At 73.3% G+C, this 21752-nt stretch carries 18 protein-coding genes and 1 pseudogene; 13 read left to right on the top strand and 6 right to left on the bottom strand.

Going from position 1 to position 21752, the window contains the following annotated elements:
• Positions 1-19: 19 nt before the first annotated feature.
• Positions 20-382, bottom strand: coding sequence for a hypothetical protein (locus AC3YO9_RS00995; RefSeq protein WP_489981863.1), 363 nt, complete (start codon positions 380-382; stop codon positions 20-22).
• A complete protein-coding gene (locus AC3YO9_RS00990; RefSeq protein WP_489981862.1) occupies positions 375-1532 on the bottom strand; it encodes a PspC domain-containing protein in 1158 nt (385 codons plus the stop codon). The genes AC3YO9_RS00995 and AC3YO9_RS00990 overlap by 8 nt, the downstream gene beginning before the upstream one ends.
• Before the next feature lie 121 nt (positions 1533-1653).
• On the opposite strand from AC3YO9_RS00990, the gene AC3YO9_RS00985 reads away from it, so the two are divergent.
• Entirely contained in the window at positions 1654-2832 is a 1179-nt protein-coding gene (locus AC3YO9_RS00985) for an ATP-binding protein (RefSeq protein WP_489981861.1), read from the top strand.
• Positions 2825-3487 carry a LuxR C-terminal-related transcriptional regulator gene (locus AC3YO9_RS00980; protein WP_127783926.1) on the top strand — a complete coding sequence of 221 codons (663 nt, stop codon included), beginning with the start codon at positions 2825-2827 and terminating at the stop codon, positions 3485-3487. The genes AC3YO9_RS00985 and AC3YO9_RS00980 overlap by 8 nt, the downstream gene beginning before the upstream one ends.
• Positions 3488-4181: 694 nt before the next feature.
• Here the strand turns inward: AC3YO9_RS00980 and AC3YO9_RS00975 are convergent.
• Both AC3YO9_RS00975 and AC3YO9_RS00970 read right to left on the bottom strand, forming a co-directional pair.
• Positions 4182-5123 (bottom strand): annotated as a pseudogene (locus AC3YO9_RS00975) (serine/threonine-protein kinase); the annotation flags it as partial.
• A 76-nt stretch (positions 5124-5199) separates the two neighbouring features.
• Entirely contained in the window at positions 5200-5493 is a 294-nt protein-coding gene (locus tag AC3YO9_RS00970) for a chorismate mutase (protein ID WP_127783924.1), read from the bottom strand.
• A gap of 299 nt (positions 5494-5792) precedes the next feature.
• Between AC3YO9_RS00970 and pcrA the strand changes: the two genes are divergently transcribed.
• The gene (gene pcrA / locus AC3YO9_RS00965; RefSeq protein ID WP_127783923.1) at positions 5793-8180 is read left to right on the top strand and encodes a DNA helicase PcrA; all 2388 of its coding nucleotides are present in this window, start codon (positions 5793-5795) and stop codon (positions 8178-8180) included.
• Positions 8181-8201: 21 nt separating this feature from the next.
• On the opposite strand, the gene AC3YO9_RS00960 is transcribed toward pcrA, so the two are convergent.
• A complete protein-coding gene (locus AC3YO9_RS00960; RefSeq protein WP_489981860.1) occupies positions 8202-9092 on the bottom strand; it encodes a M23 family metallopeptidase in 891 nt (296 codons plus the stop codon).
• Between the two features lie 267 nt (positions 9093-9359).
• Between AC3YO9_RS00960 and AC3YO9_RS00955 the strand changes: the two genes are divergently transcribed.
• The 10 genes from AC3YO9_RS00955 (at position 9360) to AC3YO9_RS00910 (ending at position 21148) form a co-directional block, all read left to right on the top strand.
• Positions 9360-11189 carry a hypothetical protein gene (locus tag AC3YO9_RS00955; RefSeq protein ID WP_127783922.1) on the top strand — a complete coding sequence of 610 codons (1830 nt, stop codon included), beginning with the start codon at positions 9360-9362 and terminating at the stop codon, positions 11187-11189.
• Positions 11186-11572, top strand: coding sequence for a methylmalonyl-CoA mutase (locus AC3YO9_RS00950; protein WP_489981859.1), 387 nt, complete (start codon positions 11186-11188; stop codon positions 11570-11572). Before AC3YO9_RS00955 ends, AC3YO9_RS00950 begins: the two co-directional genes overlap by 4 nt.
• Positions 11573-11717: 145 nt before the next feature.
• Complete coding sequence (gene sucC / locus AC3YO9_RS00945; RefSeq protein ID WP_127783920.1) at positions 11718-12884, top strand: ADP-forming succinate--CoA ligase subunit beta; 1167 nt, start codon at positions 11718-11720, stop codon at positions 12882-12884.
• Between the two features lie 14 nt (positions 12885-12898).
• Complete coding sequence (gene sucD, locus AC3YO9_RS00940) at positions 12899-13774, top strand: succinate--CoA ligase subunit alpha (protein ID WP_127783919.1); 876 nt, start codon at positions 12899-12901, stop codon at positions 13772-13774.
• Positions 13775-13983: 209 nt separating this feature from the next.
• Positions 13984-14844, top strand: a complete 861-nt coding sequence (locus tag AC3YO9_RS00935) for a DUF5336 domain-containing protein (RefSeq protein ID WP_127783918.1) — start codon at positions 13984-13986, stop codon at positions 14842-14844.
• Positions 14845-14959: 115 nt separating this feature from the next.
• On the top strand, positions 14960-16378 hold the full coding sequence (locus AC3YO9_RS00930) for a cell division protein PerM (protein WP_489981858.1): 1419 nt from the start codon (positions 14960-14962) through the stop codon (positions 16376-16378).
• A 106-nt stretch (positions 16379-16484) separates the two neighbouring features.
• Positions 16485-17129 carry a phosphoribosylglycinamide formyltransferase gene (gene purN / locus AC3YO9_RS00925; RefSeq protein WP_127783916.1) on the top strand — a complete coding sequence of 215 codons (645 nt, stop codon included), beginning with the start codon at positions 16485-16487 and terminating at the stop codon, positions 17127-17129.
• Between the two features lie 10 nt (positions 17130-17139).
• A complete protein-coding gene (gene purH, locus AC3YO9_RS00920) occupies positions 17140-18714 on the top strand; it encodes a bifunctional phosphoribosylaminoimidazolecarboxamide formyltransferase/IMP cyclohydrolase (RefSeq protein ID WP_489981857.1) in 1575 nt (524 codons plus the stop codon).
• Positions 18715-18821: 107 nt separating this feature from the next.
• Positions 18822-19940 (top strand): phosphotransferase family protein, encoded by a 1119-nt coding sequence (locus AC3YO9_RS00915; RefSeq protein ID WP_489981856.1) that lies wholly within the window; start codon positions 18822-18824, stop codon positions 19938-19940.
• A 110-nt stretch (positions 19941-20050) separates the two neighbouring features.
• The gene (locus AC3YO9_RS00910; RefSeq protein ID WP_127783914.1) at positions 20051-21148 is read left to right on the top strand and encodes an Rv3169 family protein; all 1098 of its coding nucleotides are present in this window, start codon (positions 20051-20053) and stop codon (positions 21146-21148) included.
• Here the strand turns inward: AC3YO9_RS00910 and AC3YO9_RS00905 are convergent.
• Positions 21127-21642, bottom strand: a complete 516-nt coding sequence (locus AC3YO9_RS00905) for a DinB family protein (RefSeq protein ID WP_489981855.1) — start codon at positions 21640-21642, stop codon at positions 21127-21129. The genes AC3YO9_RS00910 and AC3YO9_RS00905 overlap by 22 nt on opposite strands.
• Positions 21643-21752: the final 110 nt, after the last annotated feature.

Here is a 21752-nt window from a genome sequence, read left to right as displayed (position 1 = left end):
CGGCCGCTGAGCCCTGGGCTCAGTGCTGGTGGTGCTTCTTGCGCATCGGCGCGGCCACCAGCAGCACCCCGACGCCGACCACGACGGCCACGCCGATCCACCGGCCCACACCGGCGTCGGGGCGGTTCTCCAGCACCCAGGGAATGAGCCCGGTCAGCGCGGCCACGCTCACCAGCAGCGCCACGACCCCCGCCAGCAGCAGCACCACCGACGGTCGGCGTGCCTCGGTGCCCACCTCGGTGGCGCTCGGGTCTGGCTGGTCCACGGTGTGCGCTCCTGGGTGGTCAGGGATCGGGTCAGTGGTGCTGGGCTCGACGGTCGGCAGCGGCTGCTCGGCCTCGCGGGGGAGCTGGTCGCCTGGGTAGTCCTCGTGCTCAGCCACGGTGCACCTCCACGTTGCCGATGCCGGAGCGGATGGAGACGTCCAGGGTCGGGCCCTGCAGGCCCTCGTTGGACGGGGTGTCGCAGCGGGTGTCGCCGATCCCGGACTCGCACGTCAGCGTCACCGGCACGTCGCGGGGCAGCAGCACCGTCACGTTGCCGATGCCGCCGCGGACGTTCACCTCGCTGTTGCCGGTCAAGGTCAGGCTGGTGAGGTCGAGCAGGGCGTTGCCCACCCCGAACTGGTAGCTGTCCTGCAGCTGCTCGGGCGTCTGCACCACCAGGTTCTGGTTGCCGACGCTGTGCAGCGGGCCCACGTGGTCCACCGCCGAGGCGATCACCACGAACGCGATCAGCGGCCCGGTCAGCGGCAGCAGCCCCCAGCCGCGGCGGCGGAACGCCCCGACCACCAGGCCGGCGCCGATCACCGCCAGGCCGATGGCCCCGATGCGCGCCGGAGTGAGCCACTCGGTGTCCGCGGCCAGTCGCACCGCGATGGCGGCGCCCACCAGGATCAGGGCGAGGCCCAGCGTCACCGGGGTGTGCCGGGAGCGCCGCCTGGGCGGTGCCGGGGGTGCGGGCTCGGGCAGGTCCCAGGCGAACGGCGCGGCCCCCAACGGGTCCCAGCTGGGCGGCGCCTGTTGCCCGCTGCCCGCGGCCGCGGCCGGCTTGGTCAGGTCGACCTTGGGCGCGGGCGGTGGCGGTGGCACGGGCTGGCGGCGGTGCATCAGGTACAGCGCGCCGAGCATCAGGGCCAGGCCCAGCACGCCGCTGCCCCCCACGTCCTGCCAGAACGGCGCGCCCACCACCCCCGACCAGGTGAAGACGCAGGCGACGACCAGGACGATGGCGTGGTGGCGCGACATCGAGCTGCGCCCCTTGCCGGCCATCGCCTCGGCCGCGGACACCTCGTCGCCGGCCGCGGGCAGCAGCAGCCACAGCGCCAGGTACAACGGGATGCCGGCGCTGCCGAAGAGGGCGGACACCACGAAAGCCACCCGCACCAGGACCGGGTCGACGCCGTAGCGGTACCCGATGCCGGCGCAGACCCCGCCGATCTTCCCCTCGGCGCGCAGCCGGTGCGGACGGGTCCGCCACATCTCCTGCAGCAGCGAGCTCAGCTGGGGTGCCTGGGTGCCTGGTGTGGTCATGTCGGCAAGCGTGCGCGCTGGTGACCCCGCTGCACATCAGTGATCACCCTGAACTTCTCCGTGCCAGATGTCGGGGCTGAGCCCGGGCCCCCACCCGCGGTGCCCGTGTGAGGATGGTGACGTGCCCACCGCCACCTCCACCTCCACCCCGGCGCTGCGCCGCCGCACCGGTGCGCGGGTGATCGGTGGTGTGGCGGGTGGGGTGGCTGAGCACCTGGGCGTGGACGTCTTCCGGGTGCGCGTGGTGTTCGTGCTGCTGGCCGCGCTGGGTGGGGCCGGCGTCGTCGGCTACGGCCTGCTCTGGATCTTCACCCGCCCTGGCGACGACGTGGCCCCCGCGCCGCCGGGGGAGCGGCGGCGGGCGCTGGGGCTCGCCGTCATCGGCCTCGCCCTGGCCGGCGTGATGTCCATGCTGCTCAGCGGCAGTGCCGGGGCGCTGGCGCCACTGCTGGTGATCGCCGTCGGCGCGGCCCTGGTGTGGCAGGAGGCGGACGCGGGCCGGGGGTTGCGCACCCGCCCCAAGATGCTGACCCTGGCGCGGGTGGTCGCGGGCGTGACCCTGGTGGTGGTCGGGTTCGCGGTGGTGGTCCTGGGCCAGCTCGACCTGGGGGCGCTGCGTGCCGGCGTGCTGGCGGTGCTGGCGACGCTGCTCGGGGTGGCCCTGCTCAGCGTGCCGTTCTGGCTGCGGCTGGCCCGCGACCTCGCCGAGGAGCGCCGCGTGCGCATCCGCAGCGAGGAGCGCGCCGACATCGCCTCGCACCTGCACGACTCGGTGCTGCAGACGCTGGCCCTCATCCAGAAGCAGGCGCACAGCCCCACGGAGGTGAGCCGGCTGGCACGCGCCCAGGAGCGCGACCTGCGCAGCTGGCTGTTCAGCGAGGAGAGCTCCGACGACCCGGCCGCGCCCACCCTGGCGGCCTGCCTGCGCGCCGTCGCGGCCGAGGTGGAGGACGACCACGGCGTCACCATCCGACCGGTGATCGTGGGCGACGCCGACCTCACCGCGGAGCTGCGCGCGCTGTGCGCCGCGGCCCGGGAGGCGATGGTGAACGCGGCCAAGCACGCCGGGGTCCAGGAGGTCGACGTGTTCGCAGAGGTGGAGGAGCAACGGGTGAGCGTGTTCGTCAGGGACCGGGGCAAGGGCTTCGACCCGGAGGCGGTGGCCGCCGACCGGCACGGCCTGCAGCGGTCGGTGCACGACCGGATGGTCCGCCACGGCGGCACCGCCGAGGTGATCAGCGCCCCCGGTCGCGGCACCGAGGTGCGCCTGGGCCTGCCGCTGGGGACCAGCGATGACTGAGGCGCCGCCGGCCAGCCGGCTCCGGGTGTTCCTGGTGGACGACCACGCGGTGTTCCGGGCCGGCGTGCGCGCCGAGCTGGGCGTGGAGCACGACCTGGAGGTGGTCGGCGAGGCCGGCACCGTGGCGGAGTCGGTCGCCGGCATCAACCGGTTGCGCCCGGACGTGGTGCTGCTGGACGTGCACCTGCCCGACGGCGGCGGGCAGGCCGTGCTGGCCGCGCTGGACCCCGGGCCGGTGTGCCTGGCGCTGAGCGTGTCCGACTCCGCCGAGGACGTCATCGCGGTGATCCGCGGCGGTGCCCGCGGCTACGTCACCAAGGTCATCTCCGGGGTGGAGCTCGCCGCGGCCGTGCGCCGGGTGGCCTCCGGCGACGCGGTGTTCAGCCCGCGGCTGGCCGGGTTCGTGCTGGACGCCTTCACCGGTGCCGCGCCCGAGCCCGCCACGGCCAGCGACCCGGAGCTGGACGCGCTCACCCCACGGGAGCGGGAGGTGCTGCGGCTGCTGGCGCGGGGCTACACCTACCGGGAGATCGCCGAGGAGCTGGTGATCTCGGTGAAGACGGTGGAGACGCACTCCTCCAACGTGCTGCGCAAGACCCAGCAGTCCAACCGCAACGCACTGACGCGGTGGGCCCACCGCCGCAAGATCGTCTAGCTGGTCGGGGTCAGCGCCCGGAGCGGGAGCTGACCAGGGTGTCGCTGTCGATCACCGGGGCGCCGTCGGGCCCGGTGGACATCTGCAGCCGGTGCGTCTCGGCCACCGTGCTGCCGTTGGGGCGGGTGAACACCACGTCCACCAGCACGGTGGCGCCGTTGTCCGGGGAGCTCGCGGAGGTCAGCGAGATGTCGCGAAAGCCCTTCCAGAAGGAGTTGAAGGACCCGAAGCCCTGGGCCTGCAGCCCGGGACCGAGGCGGCTCCACGCTGCCTGGGTGTCGGCCGGCAGCATCCCGTAGTAGTCGCGCACCAGGGCCTGCGCCGCATCACCTGAGGCCGCTGCCGCCGCGGTGGTGGCCGGCGGTGGGGTGGTCGTCGGTGCCGGGGTGGTGGTCGTGGGCTCGGGCGTGGTGGTGGTCGGCGTGCTGGACTCGGCCGTCGTCGTGGCCGCCTTGGTCGCCGTGGTGGAGGTGGCCGGCACTGGGGTGGCCGGGGCTGAGGTGGCTGCGGCCGCGGGTGCTGCGGTGGGGGACGCGCCGGTGCTGGTGTCGTCGGCGCCCAGCGACACGGCGAGCGCCACCCCGGCAGCGACGAGCACGGCGGCCACGGCCGCCCCCAGCACGCGCCGCCCGCGGCGGGGACCGTCCTGCGCGGAGGTGCGTCCGTCCTGCGGGTCGGTGCTCACCGGGGCGTAGCGCGCGGTGGGCGGCGGGGGACTGCTGGGTGCAGCCGCGACCGAGGTGCGGGCCGACAGCACCGAGCGGGTGTCGCCGCCGCGGCCGGCCGCCACCCGGGCCAGCTCGTCCCGGGCCTGGGGCATGGTGGGCCGGCGGGCGGGGTCGGGCTCGAGCATCCACAGCAGGGTGGACGTCATCGCCCCGGCGTGGTGCGGCTGGTCGATCTCGCCGGCGGCCACCCGGTGCAGCAGGGCCATCGGGTTCGGGTCCAGCCCGAACGGCGGGGTGCCCTCGACGGCAGTGAACAGCGTCGCCGCCAGGGCGAACACGTCGCTGGCCTCGGTGGGGTCGTGCCCGCGCGCGACCTCCGGCGCCAGGTAGGCCGGGGTGCCGTTGATGATCCCGGTCTGGGTGAGCGCCACGTCGCCGTGGGCCCGGGAGATGCCGAAGTCGGTGATCTTCACCGTGCCCTCCGCCGGTCCAGCGTCGGCGATGAGCACGTTGCCGGGCTTGACGTCGCGGTGCACGATCCCGGCGCCGTGCGCGGCAGCCAGGGCGTCGGCCAGCTGGGCGCCGATCTGGGCCACCTCGTCGGCGGGCAGGGTGGCGCCGTTGGCGAGCACGGTGGCGAGGCTGCGGGAGGGCAGGTACTCCATCACCAGCCAGGGCTCACCGGCCTCCACCGCCACGTCGTACATGGCGATGGCGTGCGGGTGGGTGAGCCGAGCGGCGATGCGGCCCTCGCGCAGGAAGCGCTGCTTCTGCTCCTCGGCCTGGGGCTGGCTGCTGCCCGGGGTGGGGGTGATCTGCTTGAGGGCGACCTCGCGGGCGAGCAGCTGGTCGTTGGCCAGCCACACCGAGCCCATGCCCCCGCTGCCGATCCGGCGCAGCAACCGGTAGCGGCCGGCGACGAGGTACCCCGGCGCCGCGCGCCGGTTGTCGCCACCGTTGCCAGACATGGTTGCTGAGGCTAGTCGACCGGCCCGACGGCGAGGGACGGGCGGCGCTCACGGCGCCGCCGACCCACGGCGCGGATCAGTGACCGAGGCGGCCGCGGCCGAGGTTCAGCAGCAGCATGCCCAGCTTGCGGCCCTCGGGGCCCAGCTCGCCGAAGCGCTCCAGCACCGCCATCTCCCGGACGTGCACCAGCTTGGTGCCGCCGGAGGCCAGCCGCGCGGCGCCGATCTGGCGGGACACCTCGGTGCGGCGCTTCACGGCGTCCAGGATCTGCCGGTCCAGCTGGTCGATCTCCTTGCGGAGCTCGTCGATGTCCGCCTGCGCCATGGTGGTCTGGGTGCTGCCGTGCGGGGCGCTGCTCGGGTTGGTCATGTTCGTGCTCCTCATGTGGGGTCCAACCGCCGCGGTGCACCCGGTGCCGCGGGCCGCTCACGGAACGAGCCCCGGATCCGGATGCGGACCGCGGGGCTCGTGGTGGTCGTGCTCAGGCCACGGGCACCGGAGTCCGGTACCCGTAGAAAAATCGCCAGGCGCTGTGCACCAGGTCAGTCTGCCACGCGGGCGCACGGGGTGGAAGCCGGTGGTCCCGCTCACCGGCGCATCCCGTGGCAGGCCCACCAGCGGGGCGAGGGCTCAGGACTGTCGTGGTCCGCCGGTAACGTGGTCAGGCGATGAACACCGTGCCTGCACTGCCCACTGACGCCCCCGCCTCCACCGACGAGCTGCTGGCCGGGCTCAACGCCCCCCAGCGCGAGGCGGTGCTGCACTCCGGCTCCCCGCTGCTCATCGTGGCCGGCGCGGGGTCGGGCAAGACGGCGGTACTCACCCGGCGCATCGCCCACCTGCTGGCCGAGCGCGGCGTGCACCCCGGCCAGGTGCTGGCCATCACCTTCACCAACAAGGCGGCCGCCGAGATGCGCGAGCGGGTCGCGGCGCTGGTGGGGACCCGGGCGCGGGCGATGTGGGTGTCCACCTTCCACTCCACCTGCGTGCGCATCCTGCGCCGCGAGGCCCAGCACCTGCCCGGCCTCACCTCGTCGTTCTCCATCTACGACTCCGACGACACCCGGCGGCTGATCACCCTGGTGGCGCGGGACCTGGACCTCGACCCCAAGCGCTACCCGGCCCGCAGCCTGGCCACCCAGATCTCCAACCTCAAGAACGAGCTGGTCGACCCCGACACCGCCGCCTCCGACGCCGCCGACGACATGCAGCGGCGGGTGGCCGAGGTGTACCGCGACTACCAGCGCCGGCTGCGTGCGGCCAACGCACTGGACTTCGACGACCTGATCGGCGAGACGGTGGCGCTGCTGCAGGCGTTCCCGGACGTGGCCGAGCACTACCACCGGCGGTTCCGGCACGTGCTGGTGGACGAGTACCAGGACACCAACCACGCCCAGTACATGCTGGTGCGCGAGCTGACCAGGGCCAGCTCCCCCGGCGAGGCGCACGCGGTGCCGCCGGCCGAGCTGGTGGTCGTCGGTGACGCCGACCAGTCCATCTACGCCTTCCGCGGCGCCACCATCCGCAACATCGTGGAGTTCGAGCGGGACTACCCCGACGCGCGCACCATCCTGCTGGAGCAGAACTACCGCTCCACCCAGACCATCCTCAGCGCCGCCAACGCGGTGATCGCGCGCAACACCGAGCGCCGGGACAAGCGGCTGTGGACCGACGCCGGCGACGGCGAGCTCATCGTGGGCTACGTCGCCGACAACGAGCACGACGAGGCCGCGTTCGTGGCCAGCGAGATCGACCGCCTGGTGGACAACGGCGACGCGGTCTTCGGCGACATCGCGGTGTTCTACCGGACCAACAACTCCTCCCGGTCGCTGGAGGAGGTCTTCATCCGCCTCGGCCTGCCCTACAAGGTGGTGGGCGGGGTGCGCTTCTACGAGCGCAAGGAGGTCCGCGACATCGTGGCCTACCTGCGAGTGCTGGCCAACCCTGACGACGAGGCCAGCATGCGGCGCATCCTCAACACCCCGCGCCGCGGCATCGGCGACCGGGCCGAGGCCTGCGTGGCCGCGCACGCCGAGCGCAACCGGGTCAGCTTCGCCCAGGCCCTGCGCGACGGTGCCCGCGGCGACGTCGCGCTGCTGAACACCCGGTCCCAGCGGGCCATCGGCTCCTTCGTGGAGCTGCTGGACGGGCTGCGCACCCTGCTCAACGGCGACGGCAACACCCCCGGCGTGGACATCGCCGCGCTCACCGAGGCGGTCCTGGACCGCACCGGCTACCGGGCCGAGCTGGAGGCCAGCAGCGACCCGCAGGACGAGTCCCGGCTGGACAACCTCACCGAGCTGGTCAGCGTGGCCCGGGAGTTCGCCGAGGAGGCCGGCGGGGTGGACACCGTCGACCTGGCCGCCGCCGAGGAGGGGCTGCCGCAGCCTGGCTCGCTGGCCGCCTTCCTGGAGCGGGTGTCGCTGGTGGCCGACGCCGACCAGCTGCCGGAGTCCGGCGAGGGCGTGGTCACCCTGATGACGCTGCACACCGCCAAGGGCCTGGAGTTCCCCGTCGTGTTCGTCACCGGCTGGGAGGACGGGCAGTTCCCGCACATGCGGGCGCTCGGCGACCCGCAGGAGCTGTCCGAGGAGCGGCGGCTGGCCTACGTCGGCATCACCCGGGCCCGCCAGCGCCTGTACCTCTCGCGGGCGATGGTCCGCTCCGCCTGGGGCCAGCCGATGACCAACCCCGCCTCCCGCTTCCTGCAGGAGATCCCGGAGCACCTCATCGACTGGCGACGCCTGGAGCCGCAGCGCACCTCCTCGGGCCGCTCCCTGGGCGGCGACCGCACGGGCAGCGACTCCGCCCAGGCCGGGCTCTCGGCGCGCGGCATGCGCAGCACCGGGTTCAGCGGCTGGGGCAGTGGCGGGGGCGGCAGCAAGCAGGGTCTGGTGCTGGCGGTCGGCGACCGGGTCAGCCACGACAAGTACGGCCTGGGCACGGTGATCGCCGCCGACGGGGTGGGCCCGCGCGCCACCGCCACCATCGACTTCGGCACCTCGGGCACCGTCCGGCTGATGCTCATCGGCGGAGTGCCCATGGTGAAGCTCTAGCCCGGCCCCGCGAGCGAGGCGCTACCGCACGGACAGGCCGTGCAGCGCCAGCCACGGCAGCGGGTCGAGCTTCAGCGGGCCCAGGTGGATCTCGAAGTGCAGGTGCGGCCCGGTGGACTGGCCCCGGTTGCCCATGGTGGCGATGAGGTCGCCGGCGCGGACCTGCTGGCCCACCGCCGTGCGGATCTCGTCCACGTGGCCGTAGACGGCGACCGTGCCGTCGGTGTTCTGCACCCGCACCCACAGCCCGAACCCGCTGGCCGCGCCGGCGTCGATCACCACGCCGTCGGCCACCGAGACGATGGGCGTGCCGATGGCGTTGGCGATGTCGATGCCGGCGTGCTCGGTGCCCCAGCGGTGGCCGTAGCCGGAGGTGAAGGTGCCGACCGCGGGCAGCACGTACAGCGGGCGACGAGCCTCCGCCTCGCGTGCCGCCCGGGCTGCGCTCATCCGCTCGCTCTTGACTAGCTGGTCCAGGGCGACGACGTCAGCGGCCTTGGCCACCGGCAGCACGTTGGGGGAGGTCGCCGCGTCCAGGCGCGTGCTGTCCAGGCTGGCGCTGCGCACGGTGGCGGCAGCTCCGGTGGTGCCGGCGAGCGGGGTGGCCGGTCCGGCGGCCAGCGAGACCGGCCCGGAGGCAGCGGTGGTGCTGGCGGCGACGGGAGCCTGGGTCAGGTGGCCCACGGCGACCGCGGCCCCGACGGTGAGGAAGGCGGTGGCCACCCGGCCCCGCAGCAGGGGCGAGGTGGCGGCCCGGTGACGGGCCACGCCGGTGCGCGGGTAGGCGGCGATGGCCTGCAGGATGTCGTGCGGCGCGGCGTCGAGCGGGGGCGAACCCTGAGCCGAGCCGAGTGCGGGGGTGGAGCTGCGACCACCAGTGCTGCGGTGACCAGTACTGCGATGACGCGCCAAGACCTGCCCTATCGTCCGCGATGACGTCCAGGCACAGCCGGGGGCCAAGTCAGACTCGGAGCGTCGGAACCTGGTGCCTCGGAACCTGCTCGTTGCCTGTCCGTGACCATCTCGTGATGTCGTGTGTCGTCACGCTAACTAGCAGTCACATTGGGCGCAAGCACCTCTCCCGGCGCAGCGGCCGGGGGTGAGTGATCCCACAGCGTGGGGGGAGACCGGCGGTGTGGGAGGTGGGGCGGCGCTGGGCGAGCGGTTAGCGTCCCTCCCGTGTCAGCGCCCAACCTGGAGACCAACCACCCTGCCGCCGTGCGCGGACCCGACCTGGCGGTGGGCGTCGGGGGCACCGCGGTCGCCGCCACCACCGCCCTGATCGGTGGGGTGGCCGTCGCCTGTGCCCCGCTGCTGGAGGTGGTCACCTCGGTGGCTGCCCCGGCCGGTCCGCAGGGCCTGGCGGCCGCGGTCACCGCGCTGCTGGCCGTGGGGACGCCCCTGCTGGCGCTGTGGCTGCTGCGTGGCGGGCGCGTGGTGGGAGCGGTGGGAGTGCTGCTCGGCTGGGCCGGCGCGAGCCTGGCTGCCGCCGTGCTCGACCTGCAGCTGTTCACCGGGGCGATCGACGCCAACCGCCTCGAGCTCTTCCGGCCCACCGGCGCCGCAGCCCTCGAGGCGGGGGCGGGCGTGGTGGCCGTGCTGGTGGGCCACGTGCTGGCGGTGCTCGGCGGCGGGCTGGCCCTGTGGACGCTGCGCCGCACCGCCCTGCTGGACGACCCGGACGTCTTCGACATCGGGCTGCTGGGTGGCGGTGAGCAGGAGGCCCGCGGCACCTCGCTGGCCGGCAAGGCCGGGCGGGGCACCACCGCCCTGGTGATGGTGGCGGCGGCGGTCACGGCCGCCGCGGTGTTCGCCCCGCCGCTGCGCTCGACGGACCCGGTGATCCTGGTCGGCAGCGTCGTGGAGTCACCCGGCCCGGTGCTGCTGGGCTCTGCCCTGCTCGCGCTGGCGGTGCTGGTCACCGTGGCGCTCGCGCTCGTCTCCACCAGTGCCGCCGCCGGGGCCGGCGCGGTCGCCGGGGTCGCCCTGGGGGCGCTGGCCGTCCTCGCACCACGGCTGGTGGCCGGCACGCTGCTCGATCGGCTCGGCGCCGGCGCCGGCTCGCTGGTGGGCACCGCAGGGGCTCTGCTGCTGGCTGGCTGCGCCCTGCTGCTGGTGCGCCGCAGCCGGTTCGGCACCCCACGCTCGGCCACGGAGCGGGCGGCCACCGAGGTGCAGCTCCCTGCGCTGTCGCGGCTGCACCGGCTGGCCGGCGGCAGCGCGGTGGCTGCCGGCGCGGTCGCCGTGGTGGCGGCGCTGCTGCCGGTGCTGGCGGTCCCCGCCGGCGTGCCGCAGCCGGACGTGCACGCGGTGCGGGTGCTGCTGCTGGCCGGGGTGCTGCTGGCCGCGGCCGGCGTGGCCATGCTGCCCAGCGAGCTCGGTGCGGAGGTGCGGCCGGTGGTCGCGGTGCTGTGGGCGGCGCCGCTGCTGGGGGCCGGCGGAGTGCTGGAGGCCGTCCGCGTGGCCGTGAGCGTGCCGGGTGTGGGCCTGGGCGCCGGCGCCTGGCTGACCGTGCTCAGCGTGCTGCTCGCCGGGGTGGCCGGTGCCGCCGCGGGCCTGGCGGGGGCGGTGGAGCGCGACGAGGTGGACCTCTCCCGCCAGCGCGACCCGCTTCCCGGGGTGCGGACCTGCGCGGGCGTGGCCGCAGCTGCGGCGCTGCTCGGCCTCGGACTCCCGCTCTACTCCGGCGGAGAGGCGGAGGCGGCAGCGATCTTCTCCACCAGCTGGGGGTGGGACACCTGGACGCTGGCGGTGGTGGCGCTGACGGTGCTCAGCGCACTGGGGGTGGCCACGAGCGCCCGGCTGCCGCGAGCGCTGGCCCTGCTCGCCGGGGTGGAGCTGGTGCTGGTGGTGCACCTGCTCAGCTGGCCGCTCACCGCCGGCCGGCTGCCCGACCCGACGGTCGGCCTCGGCGTGGTGCTCACCGGGCTGGCGATGGTGGTCACCGCCGTCCTCGCGGTGGCGCTCCACCGGCAGGGCACGCAGCGCCCGGTCGCGGAGGAGTCGTGATCCGGGTGCTGCTGGCCGGGCTCGGTCCCGAGCCCGAGACGGAGGGCGAGGGCGGGGGCCGCGTCTCGGCGGCGGCGGTGGCTCGGGCGCTCCGCAACGCCGGGTTCGAGGTCGTCCTCGCCGGCTGGGGCCACGCCGTCGAGCACGTGCTGGGCAGCGCGCTGCAGGAGGACGTCGACGCGGTGGGGCTGCTGCAGGCCACCGTCGCCGACCGCGCGGAGCTCGTGGCTCGGCTCGCCGAGCAGGGAGCGGCGGACATCGGCGTGCTCGCGCTCACCGCGGAGGCAGCGGCGGAGTCCGACCTGGACGGTGTCCTGCCCGCGTCGGCCGACGCCGATGCCGTGCCGCGCTGGGTGTTCGAGCACGTCGGCCCGGCCTCCTGAGTGGAGCGGCGCCGAGCCGGATGACGGGTGACCTGGACCACTAGCGCGACCCGCCATCCCCGCTGCGGGGCCAGACGTCGATAATGTGCCCCGAGGATCCGGCCATCCCCTGGTCGGGCGTCAACGTAGACGAGATGGTGAGCTGATGGATCTCTTCGAATACCAGGCGAAGGACCTTTTCGCCAAGCACGGAGTACCGACCACCCCCGGCCGGGTCGCTGAGACCGCCGAGGAGGCCAAGACCATTGCCGAGGAGATCGGCAAGCCCGTCATGGTCAAGGCCCAGGTGAAGGTCGGTGGGCGTGGCAAGGCCGGTGGCGTCAAGTACGCCGCCACCGCCGAGGACGCGCACAAGGAAGCCCAGAACATCATCGGCATGGACATCAAGGGCCACGTCGTGCCCAACGTCCTGGTCGCCGAGGCGAGCGACATCGCCGCCGAGTACTACATCTCCTTCCTGCTCGACCGCACCAACCGCACGTTCCTCGCGATGTGCTCGGTCGAGGGTGGAGTCGAGATCGAGGTCACGGCCGAGGAGAACCCCGACGCGCTGGCCAAGGTGCCCGTGGACGCGAACAAGGGTGTCGACCTGGCCACCGCGCGCAGCATCGCCGAGAAGGGTGGACTGCCCGCCGAGGTGCTCGACTCCGCGGCCGAGTGCATCACCAAGCTGTGGGACGTCTTCGTCAACGAGGACGCGCTCCTCGTCGAGGTGAACCCGCTGGTGCGCACCCCGGACGACCGGATCCTGGCCCTCGACGGCAAGGTCACCCTGGACGCCAACGCGGACTTCCGCCACGCCGACCACGCCGACCTGGAGGACAAGGGTGCAGCTGACCCCCTCGAGGCCAAGGCGAAGGCCAAGGGCCTGAACTACGTCAAGCTCGACGGCGAGGTCGGGATCATCGGCAACGGCGCCGGTCTGGTCATGTCCACCCTGGACGTCGTCGCCTACGCGGGCGAGGACTTCGGCGGCGTCAAGCCCGCCAACTTCCTGGACATCGGTGGCGGCGCCTCGGCGCAGGTCATGGCGGACGGCCTGGACGTCATCCTCGGTGACCCGAGCGTGAAGAGCGTCTTCGTCAACGTCTTCGGTGGCATCACCTCCTGCGACGCGGTCGCCAACGGCATCGTGCAGGCGCTGGAGATGCTCGGTGACTCGGCTACCAAGCCGCTGGTCGTCCGTCTGGACGGCAACAACGTCGACGAGGGTCGACGCATCCTCGCCGAGGCCGCGCACCCGCTGGTGCAGCAGGCCGACACCATGGACGGCGCGGCCAGCAAGGCTGCCGAGCTCGCGGCCGCGAAGTAAGGGAATCGATCACTGTGGCTATTTTCCTGACCAAGGACAGCAAGGTCATCGTCCAGGGCATCACCGGCTCGGAGGGCACCAAGCACACCCGCCGCATGGTCGCCTCCGGCACCAACGTCGTGGGCGGTGTCAACCCGCGCAAGGCGGGCACTGACGTCGACGGCATCCCGGTGTTCGCCAGCGTCGCCGAGGCCATGAAGGAGACCGGCGCCGACGTCAGCGTCATCTTCGTGCCGCCGGCGTTCGCCAAGGCTGCCGTCGTCGAGGCCATCGACGCCGAGATCGGCCTCGCCGTGGTCATCACCGAGGGCATCCCGGTGCACGACTCGGCCGGCTTCTGGGCCTACAACGTGGAGCAGGGCGAGAAGACCCGCATCCTCGGCCCCAACTGCCCCGGCATCATCAGCCCCGGACAGTCCAACGCCGGGATCATCCCGTCCAACATCGCCGAGTCCGGCAAGATCGGGCTGGTCTCCAAGTCCGGCACGCTGACCTACCAGATGATGTACGAGCTGCGTGACTTCGGCTTCTCCACCGCCGTGGGCATCGGCGGCGACCCGGTCATCGGGACCACCCACATCGACTGCCTCAAGGCGTTCGAGGAGGACCCCGACACCGCGGCCATCGTGATGATCGGTGAGATCGGTGGCGACGCCGAGGAGCGTGCCGCCGACTACATCAAGGAGCACGTGACCAAGCCCGTCGTGGGCTACGTCGCCGGCTTCACCGCCCCCGAGGGCAAGACCATGGGCCACGCTGGCGCCATCGTGTCCGGCTCCTCGGGCACCGCGCAGGCCAAGCAGGACGCTCTCGAGGCCGCCGGGGTCAAGGTCGGCAAGACGCCGTCCGCCACCGCGGACCTGATGCGCGAGATCATGAAGTCCCTGTAGCACTTCGTGCTGCACGGCTGATCATCAGCGCAGATCGTCGCTGAACGGGCCGACTCCCTCCGGGGGGTCGGCCCGTTCTCGTCCCGGATGAGGGTGACGATCCGTTACCGTGGGCGAGAATGATGCCGTTCCAGGCGGCTGCGGCGCGCAGAGATGCTCCGCAGCAACCTGTTCCGGCAGACCACTGCCTCTACAGACACGGAGAAGTGATGACCTACCAACCTTCCAGCGCGGGTCAGGGCTCGTCCGCCCCCGCGGGCGCAGGCCGGCCCGGAACGGGTGCTGACGTCGGTCTCGGGCGGCTGCTCGGCCTGGTGGCCGCCGGCCTCGGCCTGCTCGTCCTGCTGCTCGGCTTCCTGCCCCACATCAAGTCCAGCGCCAGGGGCTCGGACTCCAGCGGCAACTTCTACGAGGCGGGCAACGCTGGCCCGCTCGTGGTGCTCTTCATCGCCGGCCTGCTCCTGGCGCTCCCGCTGCTGCCCCGGCAGGAGCGGTACACCGGCCTGGCCGCCGTGCTCGGCGTCTCCGGCTTCATCTACCTGGTCTTCTCCACCATCGGTGCGGCGACCGCCAGCGACGGCACGGACCTGGCCTGGGGCAACTACCTCGAGCTCGTGCTCGGTCTCGTGCTCATGCTCGTGACCGTCGGTGCGCTGCTGCTCGAGCTCGGCGTGGTCAAGGCACCGCGGAAGTCCAGCCAGGGCGCCGGTGGCGCCGGCCAGTTCGGTCAGTCCGGGCAGCAGGGCCAGTTCGGCCAGTTCGGCCAGGGCGGCGCCCAGCAGCAGCAGTCCTACGGCCAGCCGCAGCAGGGCGGCTACTACGGCGAGGCGCCGCAGCAGCAGCAGCAGCCTTACGGGCAGGCTCAGCAGCCCTACGGCCAGCAGCAGTCCTACGGCCAGCAGCCCTACGGCCAGCAGGGCCAGGAGCAGTCGTGGCCGCAGGACAACCCCGAGCAGGGGCAGCCGTCCGGGTCGTACGCGCCCCCGACGCAGGCGTTCGGCGCCACCCCCGCGGAGGGCTCCGGCCCGCACCCCCGTGACTCGCAGTACGGGCAGCCCAACCAGCAGTAGCTGCTACTGAACACTCGAACACCCGGACGGGGCACCACGCAGCACGCGTGGTGCCCCGTTCGGCGTTCGGCGCGCCTGCCCAGCGGTGCCCGGCCGCGGTGCAATCCTTGCAAGAGTGACTGCTCTGCTCGAACGCCCCGACCGCAACGACTCCGGCTCCAGGGGCGCTGAGCGGTCGAGGGGGGCCGAGCTGCGCGGCCTGCTCGCAGTCGCGGTGGGGCCCGCGGGTGCCTCCGCCGCCATCGCCGCCGCGCTGGTCCTGCTCACCTTGGTCACTGCGGGTGCCCAGCTGGGCGGGGTGGCCGCGTCCACCGCGATGACGTGGCTCGCCATGCACCAGGTCCCCGTCACCCTCGGCGGCAGCGTGCTCGGCGTGCTGCCGCTGCTGCCCACCGCGCTGCTGGTGTGGGCCACGGCCCGCAGCACTGCCGCGGCGCTGCGCCACGACCACGACCCGCGCCGGGCGCTGGGCGCGGCGGTGGCGGGCCCGGTGGTGCTCGCGGGCCTCGCCCTGGCCCTGGTGCACACCCAGTCCGCTGACCTGCCGCTGGAGAACCCCAACCCGGTCGTGGCCCTGCTCGCGGTCGCCGGGGTGCACCTGCTCGGCGCGCTGCTCGGTGCGGCCGCCCAACCGCGGCTGCGCGAGCGGGCACTGGCCCCGCTGCCCGACTGGTTGTCCGCGGCGCTGCTGCTGGTCCCGCGGGCGGTGGCCGAGCTGGTGCTCGGCGCCGCGGTGCTCACCGTCCTCAGCCTGCTGCTCTCCCTCGGCACGGTCGCCGACCTGGTCTCCAGCGGCGGGGGCCTGGCTGGCGGGCTGGGCCTGGTGGTGCTGTCCCTCGGCTACCTCCCCAACGTGGTCCTCGGTGCCGTCTCGGTGGCGGTGGGCCCCGGCGCGGTGCTCGGGCAGAGCACGGTGACGGCCTTCGGCTCGGTGGATGCGCCCCTGCCCGCCCTGCCCGTGCTGGCCGCGGTGCCCTCCGGCAGCGGCTCCTGGTGGTGGCCGGTGGTGCTGGTGGTGCCGGTGGTGGTGGCTGCCCGGCTGGGCGCCCGGGTGGTGCGCGCAGCCGGCGGGGACACCGGTGGTGGCCGGCAGCGATCGGTGCTCGCGGTGCTGGGCGCCACGGCGGTGCTCGCCGGACTCGTGGTGGCGCTGCTGGGGGCACTGGCCGGGGGCACCCTGGGTTCCGGGACGCTGTCGCCGGTGGGTGTTCCGGTGCTCGCCCTGGGCGGGGCCACGGCGGCGTGGTTGCTGCTGGTGAGCGCCAGCGTGGCGCTGCTGCGCGAGCACGACGAGCCGGAGCGCGCCGAGCGGAAGGCGGCCAAGGCTGAGGCTGTCACGGTGCGGAAGGCGGCCAAGAAGGTCAAGCCGCACAAGGTCAAGCCAGTGAAGACCGCCGAGGAGAAGGCGAAGCTGCGTGCGAGTCGCCCGTCGCGGCGGGATGGCAAGCCGTCCACGGCAGAGGCCGCCAAGGCGGCGCGGGTCGAGCGGTTGTCCAAGGCCGACGAGAAGGGGCGCCGCGGCTCCCAGGACTGACCAGCCCCTTCCGGACCGACCTGGACGGAAGCGGCGTCCTGGGTGCCGTCTAGGCTGACGACCAGTCCGCGCCCGGGCTGTCCGTCGAGTAGCCAGGAGTTCTGCCCTGAACGCGCCCCGCGAGGATCAACCGCCGGTCGCCGGGGCACCGGCCCGCGTCGTCGTCCTCGTCTCGGGTGCCGGCAGCCTGATGCAGGCGCTGGTCGCTGCCGCCGGTTCTGCCGAGCACCCCTTCCAGGTGGTCGCCGTGGGCACCGACCGTGACTGCCCCGCTGTGCAGCACGCCACCGACGCCGGCCTGGCTGCCTTCACCGTCCGCCTCGGCGACCACCCGGACCGCGGGGCGTGGGACCACGCGCTCGCCGACGCCGTCGCCGCGCACGCCCCCGACCTGGTGGTCTCCGCCGGCTTCATGAAGGTGCTCGGCCCGGCGTTCCTGGCTCGCTTCGGCGGGCGCACCCTCAACACCCACCCCGCGCTGCTGCCGTCGTTCCCCGGCGCGCACGCGGTGTCCGACGCCCTGGCCTACGGGGTGAAGGTGAGTGGCTCCACCGTGCACCTGGTGGACGCCGGTGTGGACACCGGCCCGATCCTGGCGCAGGAGGCGGTGGCGGTCCTCGACGACGATGACGAGGCGAGCCTGCACGAGCGCATCAAGGTTGTGGAACGACGGCTGCTGGTGGACGTGGTGTCCGCCGTGGCCGCCAGAGGAATCAGCACCGACGGACGGAAGGCCCGAATCCATGAGTGAGGCAGCCCAGATGAGTGGTACGCGAAAGTCCGTCCGGCGTGCGCTGGTCAGCGTCTACGACAAGACGGGGCTCGCCGAGCTCGCGCAGGGGCTGCACGCCGCGGGAGTCGAGCTGGTCTCCACCGGGTCCACCGCCCAGCAGATCGCCGCCGCCGGTGTCCCGGTGACCCCGGTGGAGGAGCTCACCGGCTTCCCCGAGTGCCTGGACGGTCGGGTGAAGACGCTGCACCCCCGCGTGCACGCCGGCCTGCTCGCCGACACCCGGCGCCCCGAGCACCTCGCCCAGCTGGAGGAGCTCGGTGTCGCCGCCTTCGAGCTGGTGGTGGTGAACCTCTACCCCTTCACCGCGACCGTGGCCTCCGGGGCCAGCCCGGACGAGTGCGTGGAGCAGATCGACATCGGCGGGCCGTCCATGGTGCGTGCCGCCGCCAAGAACCACCCGTCGGTGGCCGTGGTGGTCGACCCACAGCGCTACGCCGAGGTGCTCGACGCGGTGTCGGCCGGGGGCTTCACGCTGGGCGAGCGCACCGCGCTGGCCGCGGACGCCTTCCGTCACACCGCCAGCTACGACGTCGCCGTCGCCACCTGGATGGGCTCGGTGCTGGCGCCGGAGCCGGACCAGCTGTTCCCGGCGTGGAGCGGGCAGACCTGGGAGCGCTCGGCGGTGCTGCGCTACGGCGAGAACCCGCACCAGGCCGCGGCGCTGTACGCCCAGCCCGGTGCGCCCGCCGGCCTGGCCCAGGCCGAGCAGCTGCACGGCAAGGAGATGTCCTACAACAACTACACCGACTCCGACGCCGCCTGGCGGGCCGCCTGGGACCACGAGGGGCCGTGCGTGGCGATCATCAAGCACGCCAACCCCTGTGGCATCGCCGTGTCCGCCCTGGACGGTGCCGGGGCCATCGCTGAGGCGCACCGCAAGGCCCACGCGTGCGACCCGGTGAGCGCCTTCGGCGGGGTGATCGCGGCCAACCGCGAGGTGACCGTGGAGATGGCCGAGCAGGTGGCGGAGATCTTCACCGAGGTGATCGTCGCGCCGTCCTACGCCGACGGTGCGCTGGAGGTGCTCAGCCGCAAGAAGAACGTGCGCATCCTGGTGGCGCAGGCGCCGGAGCGCGCCGGCACCGAGCTGCGACCCATCTCCGGCGGCGCCCTGCAGCAGCAGCGCGACATCCTCGACGCTCCGGGCGACAACCCGCAGAGCTGGACGCTGGCCACCGGTGAGCCGGCCGACGCCCAGACGCTGGCCGACCTGGTCTTCGCCTGGCGCGCCTGCCGTGCGGTCAAGTCCAACGCCATCCTGCTCGCCGCCGACGGCGCCAGCGTGGGCGTGGGCATGGGTCAGGTCAACCGGGTGGACGCCGCCCAGCTGGCGGTGCAGCGGGCGGGGGAGCGGGCCACCGGGTCGGTGGGGGCCTCCGACGCCTTCTTCCCGTTCCCGGACGGGCTGCAGGTGCTCATCGACGGTGGGGTGCGGGCCGTGGTCCAGCCCGGCGGCTCGGTGCGCGACAACGAGGTGATCGCGGCGGCGCAGGAGGCCGGCATCACCATGTACCTCACCGGGGCACGGCACTTCGCCCACTGAGCTCGGGTCTTGCCCGATGGTTGTGACCCAGGTTACATTCGCGACTGGAACCGGTTCTAGTCCTGCTGGTCCCGCCCCTGTGGACCGAGCAGAGCTGGGTGGTCGTCGTGACCTTGGAGAAGCACCGCATAACCACCACGGCGCGCTCGTTCGCGTCGCTGCAGGAGCCGCTGCGGGCCTGGCTGGCGGATCGGGTCGGTGACGCCACGGCGGAGCTGACCGTCGCCGACCAGGACGACGTGATGGGTTTCTCCAGCGCCTCGGTGCTCTTCGACGCCAGCTGGACGGTGGACGGGCGCAGGCACAGCGGGTCGTTCGTGGCCCGCACCGCGCCGGAGTCCACCGCCATGCTGGTCTTCCCGCGCTACGACATGGCCCAGCAGTTCGAGATCCTGCGGCGGGTGGCCGCGCTCAGCGACGTGCCGGTGCCCGGGCTGTGGTGGCTGGAGACCGACCCGGCGGTGCTGGGGGCGTCGTTCTTCGTGATGGAGCGCGCCTACGGGCAGGTGCCACCGGACAACCTGCCCTACGTCTTCGACAGCTGGGTGCTCGACGCCACTCCTGAGCAGCGCCAGCGCCTGCAGGACAGCACGCTGCAGGTGCTGGCGGACATCCACGCCATCGGGGCGCCCGAGACCGTCTTCGACGACCTGTGCCCCGCCGACCCGGCACAGGCGCTGCGCCGCCACGTCGACGACCAGCACGCCTACTACCGGTGGGCGCTGCTCGACGACGGCATCCGGGTGCCGATCATCGACCGCGCCTTCGCCTGGCTGGAGCAGCACTGGCCGGCCGAGCCCGGGCCCAACGTGCTGCTGTGGGGCGACGCCCGCATCGGCAACGTGATGTACCAGGACTTCGAGCCGGTGGCGGTGTTCGACTGGGAGATGGCCGCGGTCGGCCCGCGCGAGATCGACGTCGCCTGGTTCATCTTCCTGCACCGCTTCTTCCAGGACTTCGCCGACATGGCCGGGGTGCCCGGGCTGCCGGACTTCCTGCGTCGCAGCGACGTGGTGCGCAGCTACGAGCAGGCCTCCGGCGCCACGGTGGCCGACCTGGACTTCTACCTGGTCTACGCCGCCCTGCGCCACGCCATCGTGATGGCCCGCATCAAGCGTCGCAGCATGCACTTCGGCGAGGACACCCTGCCGGAGGACCCGGACGACTTCGTCATGCACCGAGTGGCGATGGAGAAGCTGCTGGCCGGCACCTACGGCTGGTCCTGACCCCCTCCTGCGACATCCCCTCCTGCGACATCCCTCCTGCGACATCCCTCCTGCGACATCCCTCCTGTGGCATCCCCCTGCGACATCCCTCCTGACGGAAGAGACGACCCATGCCCTCTCCGCTCGACGAGCTCCCCATCCACCAGGCCCCGCTGACCATGGACCGCGTGGCCAGCAGCGACCGGAACTTCTACGACCGGTCCTACCTCAACGCGCACAACCAGGACGGCGGGATCTTCCTGGTCACCGGCTTCGGGGTGTACCCCAACCTGGGGGTCACCGACGCCTTCCTCACCGTGCGGCGCGACGACTGCCAGCACGTGGTGCGCTTCTCCGACGCGCTCACCGAGCGCAGCCTGGACCTGGCGGTGGGCGGGTACCGCATCGAGGTGCTGGAGCCGCTGAAGATGCTGCGGCTGGTGTGCGAGCACGAGACGCTGAGCGCGGACATCACCTGGACCGGCGCGTTCCCGGCGGTGGACGAGGAGCCGCACCTGATGCTGAGCGGGGCGCGCCCCACCCTGGACGCGCAGCGCTTCGCCCAGCTGGGCACCTGGAGCGGAACCCTGTCCATCGCCGGGGAGGACGTCGCGGTGACCCCGGACGTGTGGTCGGGGACCAGGGACCGTTCCTGGGGCATCCGTCCGGTGGGGGAGGGCGAGCCCGCGGGCCGGGCCGCGGCCGAGCCGGCCGAGGGGTTCTGGTGGCTGTACGTGCCGCTGCGCTTCGACGACTTCGCGGTGGTGGTGATCATCCAGGAGCGCCCGGACGGCTACCGCACCCTCAACGACGCCAAGCGGATCTGGCCGGACGGGCGGGTGGAGCAGCTGGGCTGGCCGCGGCTGGACATCACCTACCGCTCCGGCACGCGCCACCCCGAGCGTGCTCGCCTGCACCTCACGGCGGGCGACGGCTCCCCGGTGACCATCGACGTGGAGACGGTGAACCACGTGGCGCTGCACGTGGGCGCGGGCTACGGCGGCGACCCGGACTGGACGCACGGACAGTGGAAGGGGGCGGGCTGGGTGCAGGCGCAGGCCTACGACCTCACCGACCCCGAGGTGGTCGCCCGGGTGCCCTGGGGCGTGATCGACCACGTCGCGCGGGCCACCTGCGACGGGGCCGTGGGGTGGGGGATGCTCGAGCACGCCAGCATCGGTCGGCACGACCCCAGCGGGTTCGTCGACTACTCCTCGGTGGCCGACTGAGGGATGGAGCGGCGGTCTGCGCGGGTCTGGCCGGCGGCATCCGCCGCGAGGATCTGCTCGACCAGGATGTCGGCGTGCCCCGCGTGGCGGGCGAGCTCCTCGATCATGTGCGCGCAGATCCAGGAGAAGCTGACCGCGCCGCGGCGGTAGTGGACGAAGAGGTCATCGTCGGCGACGGTCCGGGCGATCGCCCGCGACCGGGCGGCAGCGGCCTGGTACTCGGCGATCACCTGGGTCAGGGTCTGCTCGGGCGGCACCAGCCAGCCGCCGTCATCACCCCTGGCGTAGCCGTCGCACTGGCCCTCTGCCAACCCACCGATGGTGCGCTGGAACCACACCCGCTCAGCGGCGGCGCAGTGCTTGACCAGTCCTGCCGGCGTGGTCAGCGAGGGCACCAGCCGCTGGCGGCTCTGTTCGTCGGTGAGCGGCTGCACCGCTCGGACCAGGGCCGCGCGGTTGGACTCGAGGACCGCTTCCCACTCCGTGCGCAGCACCCGACCAGGCTAGGTGGGGCAGGGCCGCCCCACGACTCGGGTCCTGCTCCGCGGACATCTCGGCACGGCCCGAGCGCCTCGCCCTCGACCTCGGTCGTGCTCCGGTGATC

The organism is Rhodococcus sp. Z6_132, from assembly GCF_058133635.1.
Note: the sequence above shows the minus strand (reverse complement) of the source record. Positions and strands in the feature narration are given on the sequence as shown.

Bases quoted from the DNA above. Each gene is read 5' to 3' on its own strand.
- AC3YO9_RS00990 (WP_489981862.1), bottom strand. From the start codon at position 1,532: ATGACCACACCAGGCACCCAGGCACCCCAGCTGAGCTCGCTGCTGCAG.
- AC3YO9_RS00980 (WP_127783926.1), top strand. From the start codon at position 2,825: ATGACTGAGGCGCCGCCGGCCAGCCGGCTCCGGGTGTTCCTGGTGGAC.
- AC3YO9_RS00970 (WP_127783924.1), bottom strand. From the start codon at position 5,493: ATGACCAACCCGAGCAGCGCCCCGCACGGCAGCACCCAGACCACCATG.
- pcrA (WP_127783923.1), top strand. From the start codon at position 5,793: ATGAACACCGTGCCTGCACTGCCCACTGACGCCCCCGCCTCCACCGAC.
- sucC (WP_127783920.1), top strand. From the start codon at position 11,718: ATGGATCTCTTCGAATACCAGGCGAAGGACCTTTTCGCCAAGCACGGA.
- AC3YO9_RS00935 (WP_127783918.1), top strand. From the start codon at position 13,984: ATGACCTACCAACCTTCCAGCGCGGGTCAGGGCTCGTCCGCCCCCGCG.
- purH (WP_489981857.1), top strand. From the start codon at position 17,140: ATGAGTGGTACGCGAAAGTCCGTCCGGCGTGCGCTGGTCAGCGTCTAC.
- AC3YO9_RS00910 (WP_127783914.1), top strand. From the start codon at position 20,051: ATGCCCTCTCCGCTCGACGAGCTCCCCATCCACCAGGCCCCGCTGACC.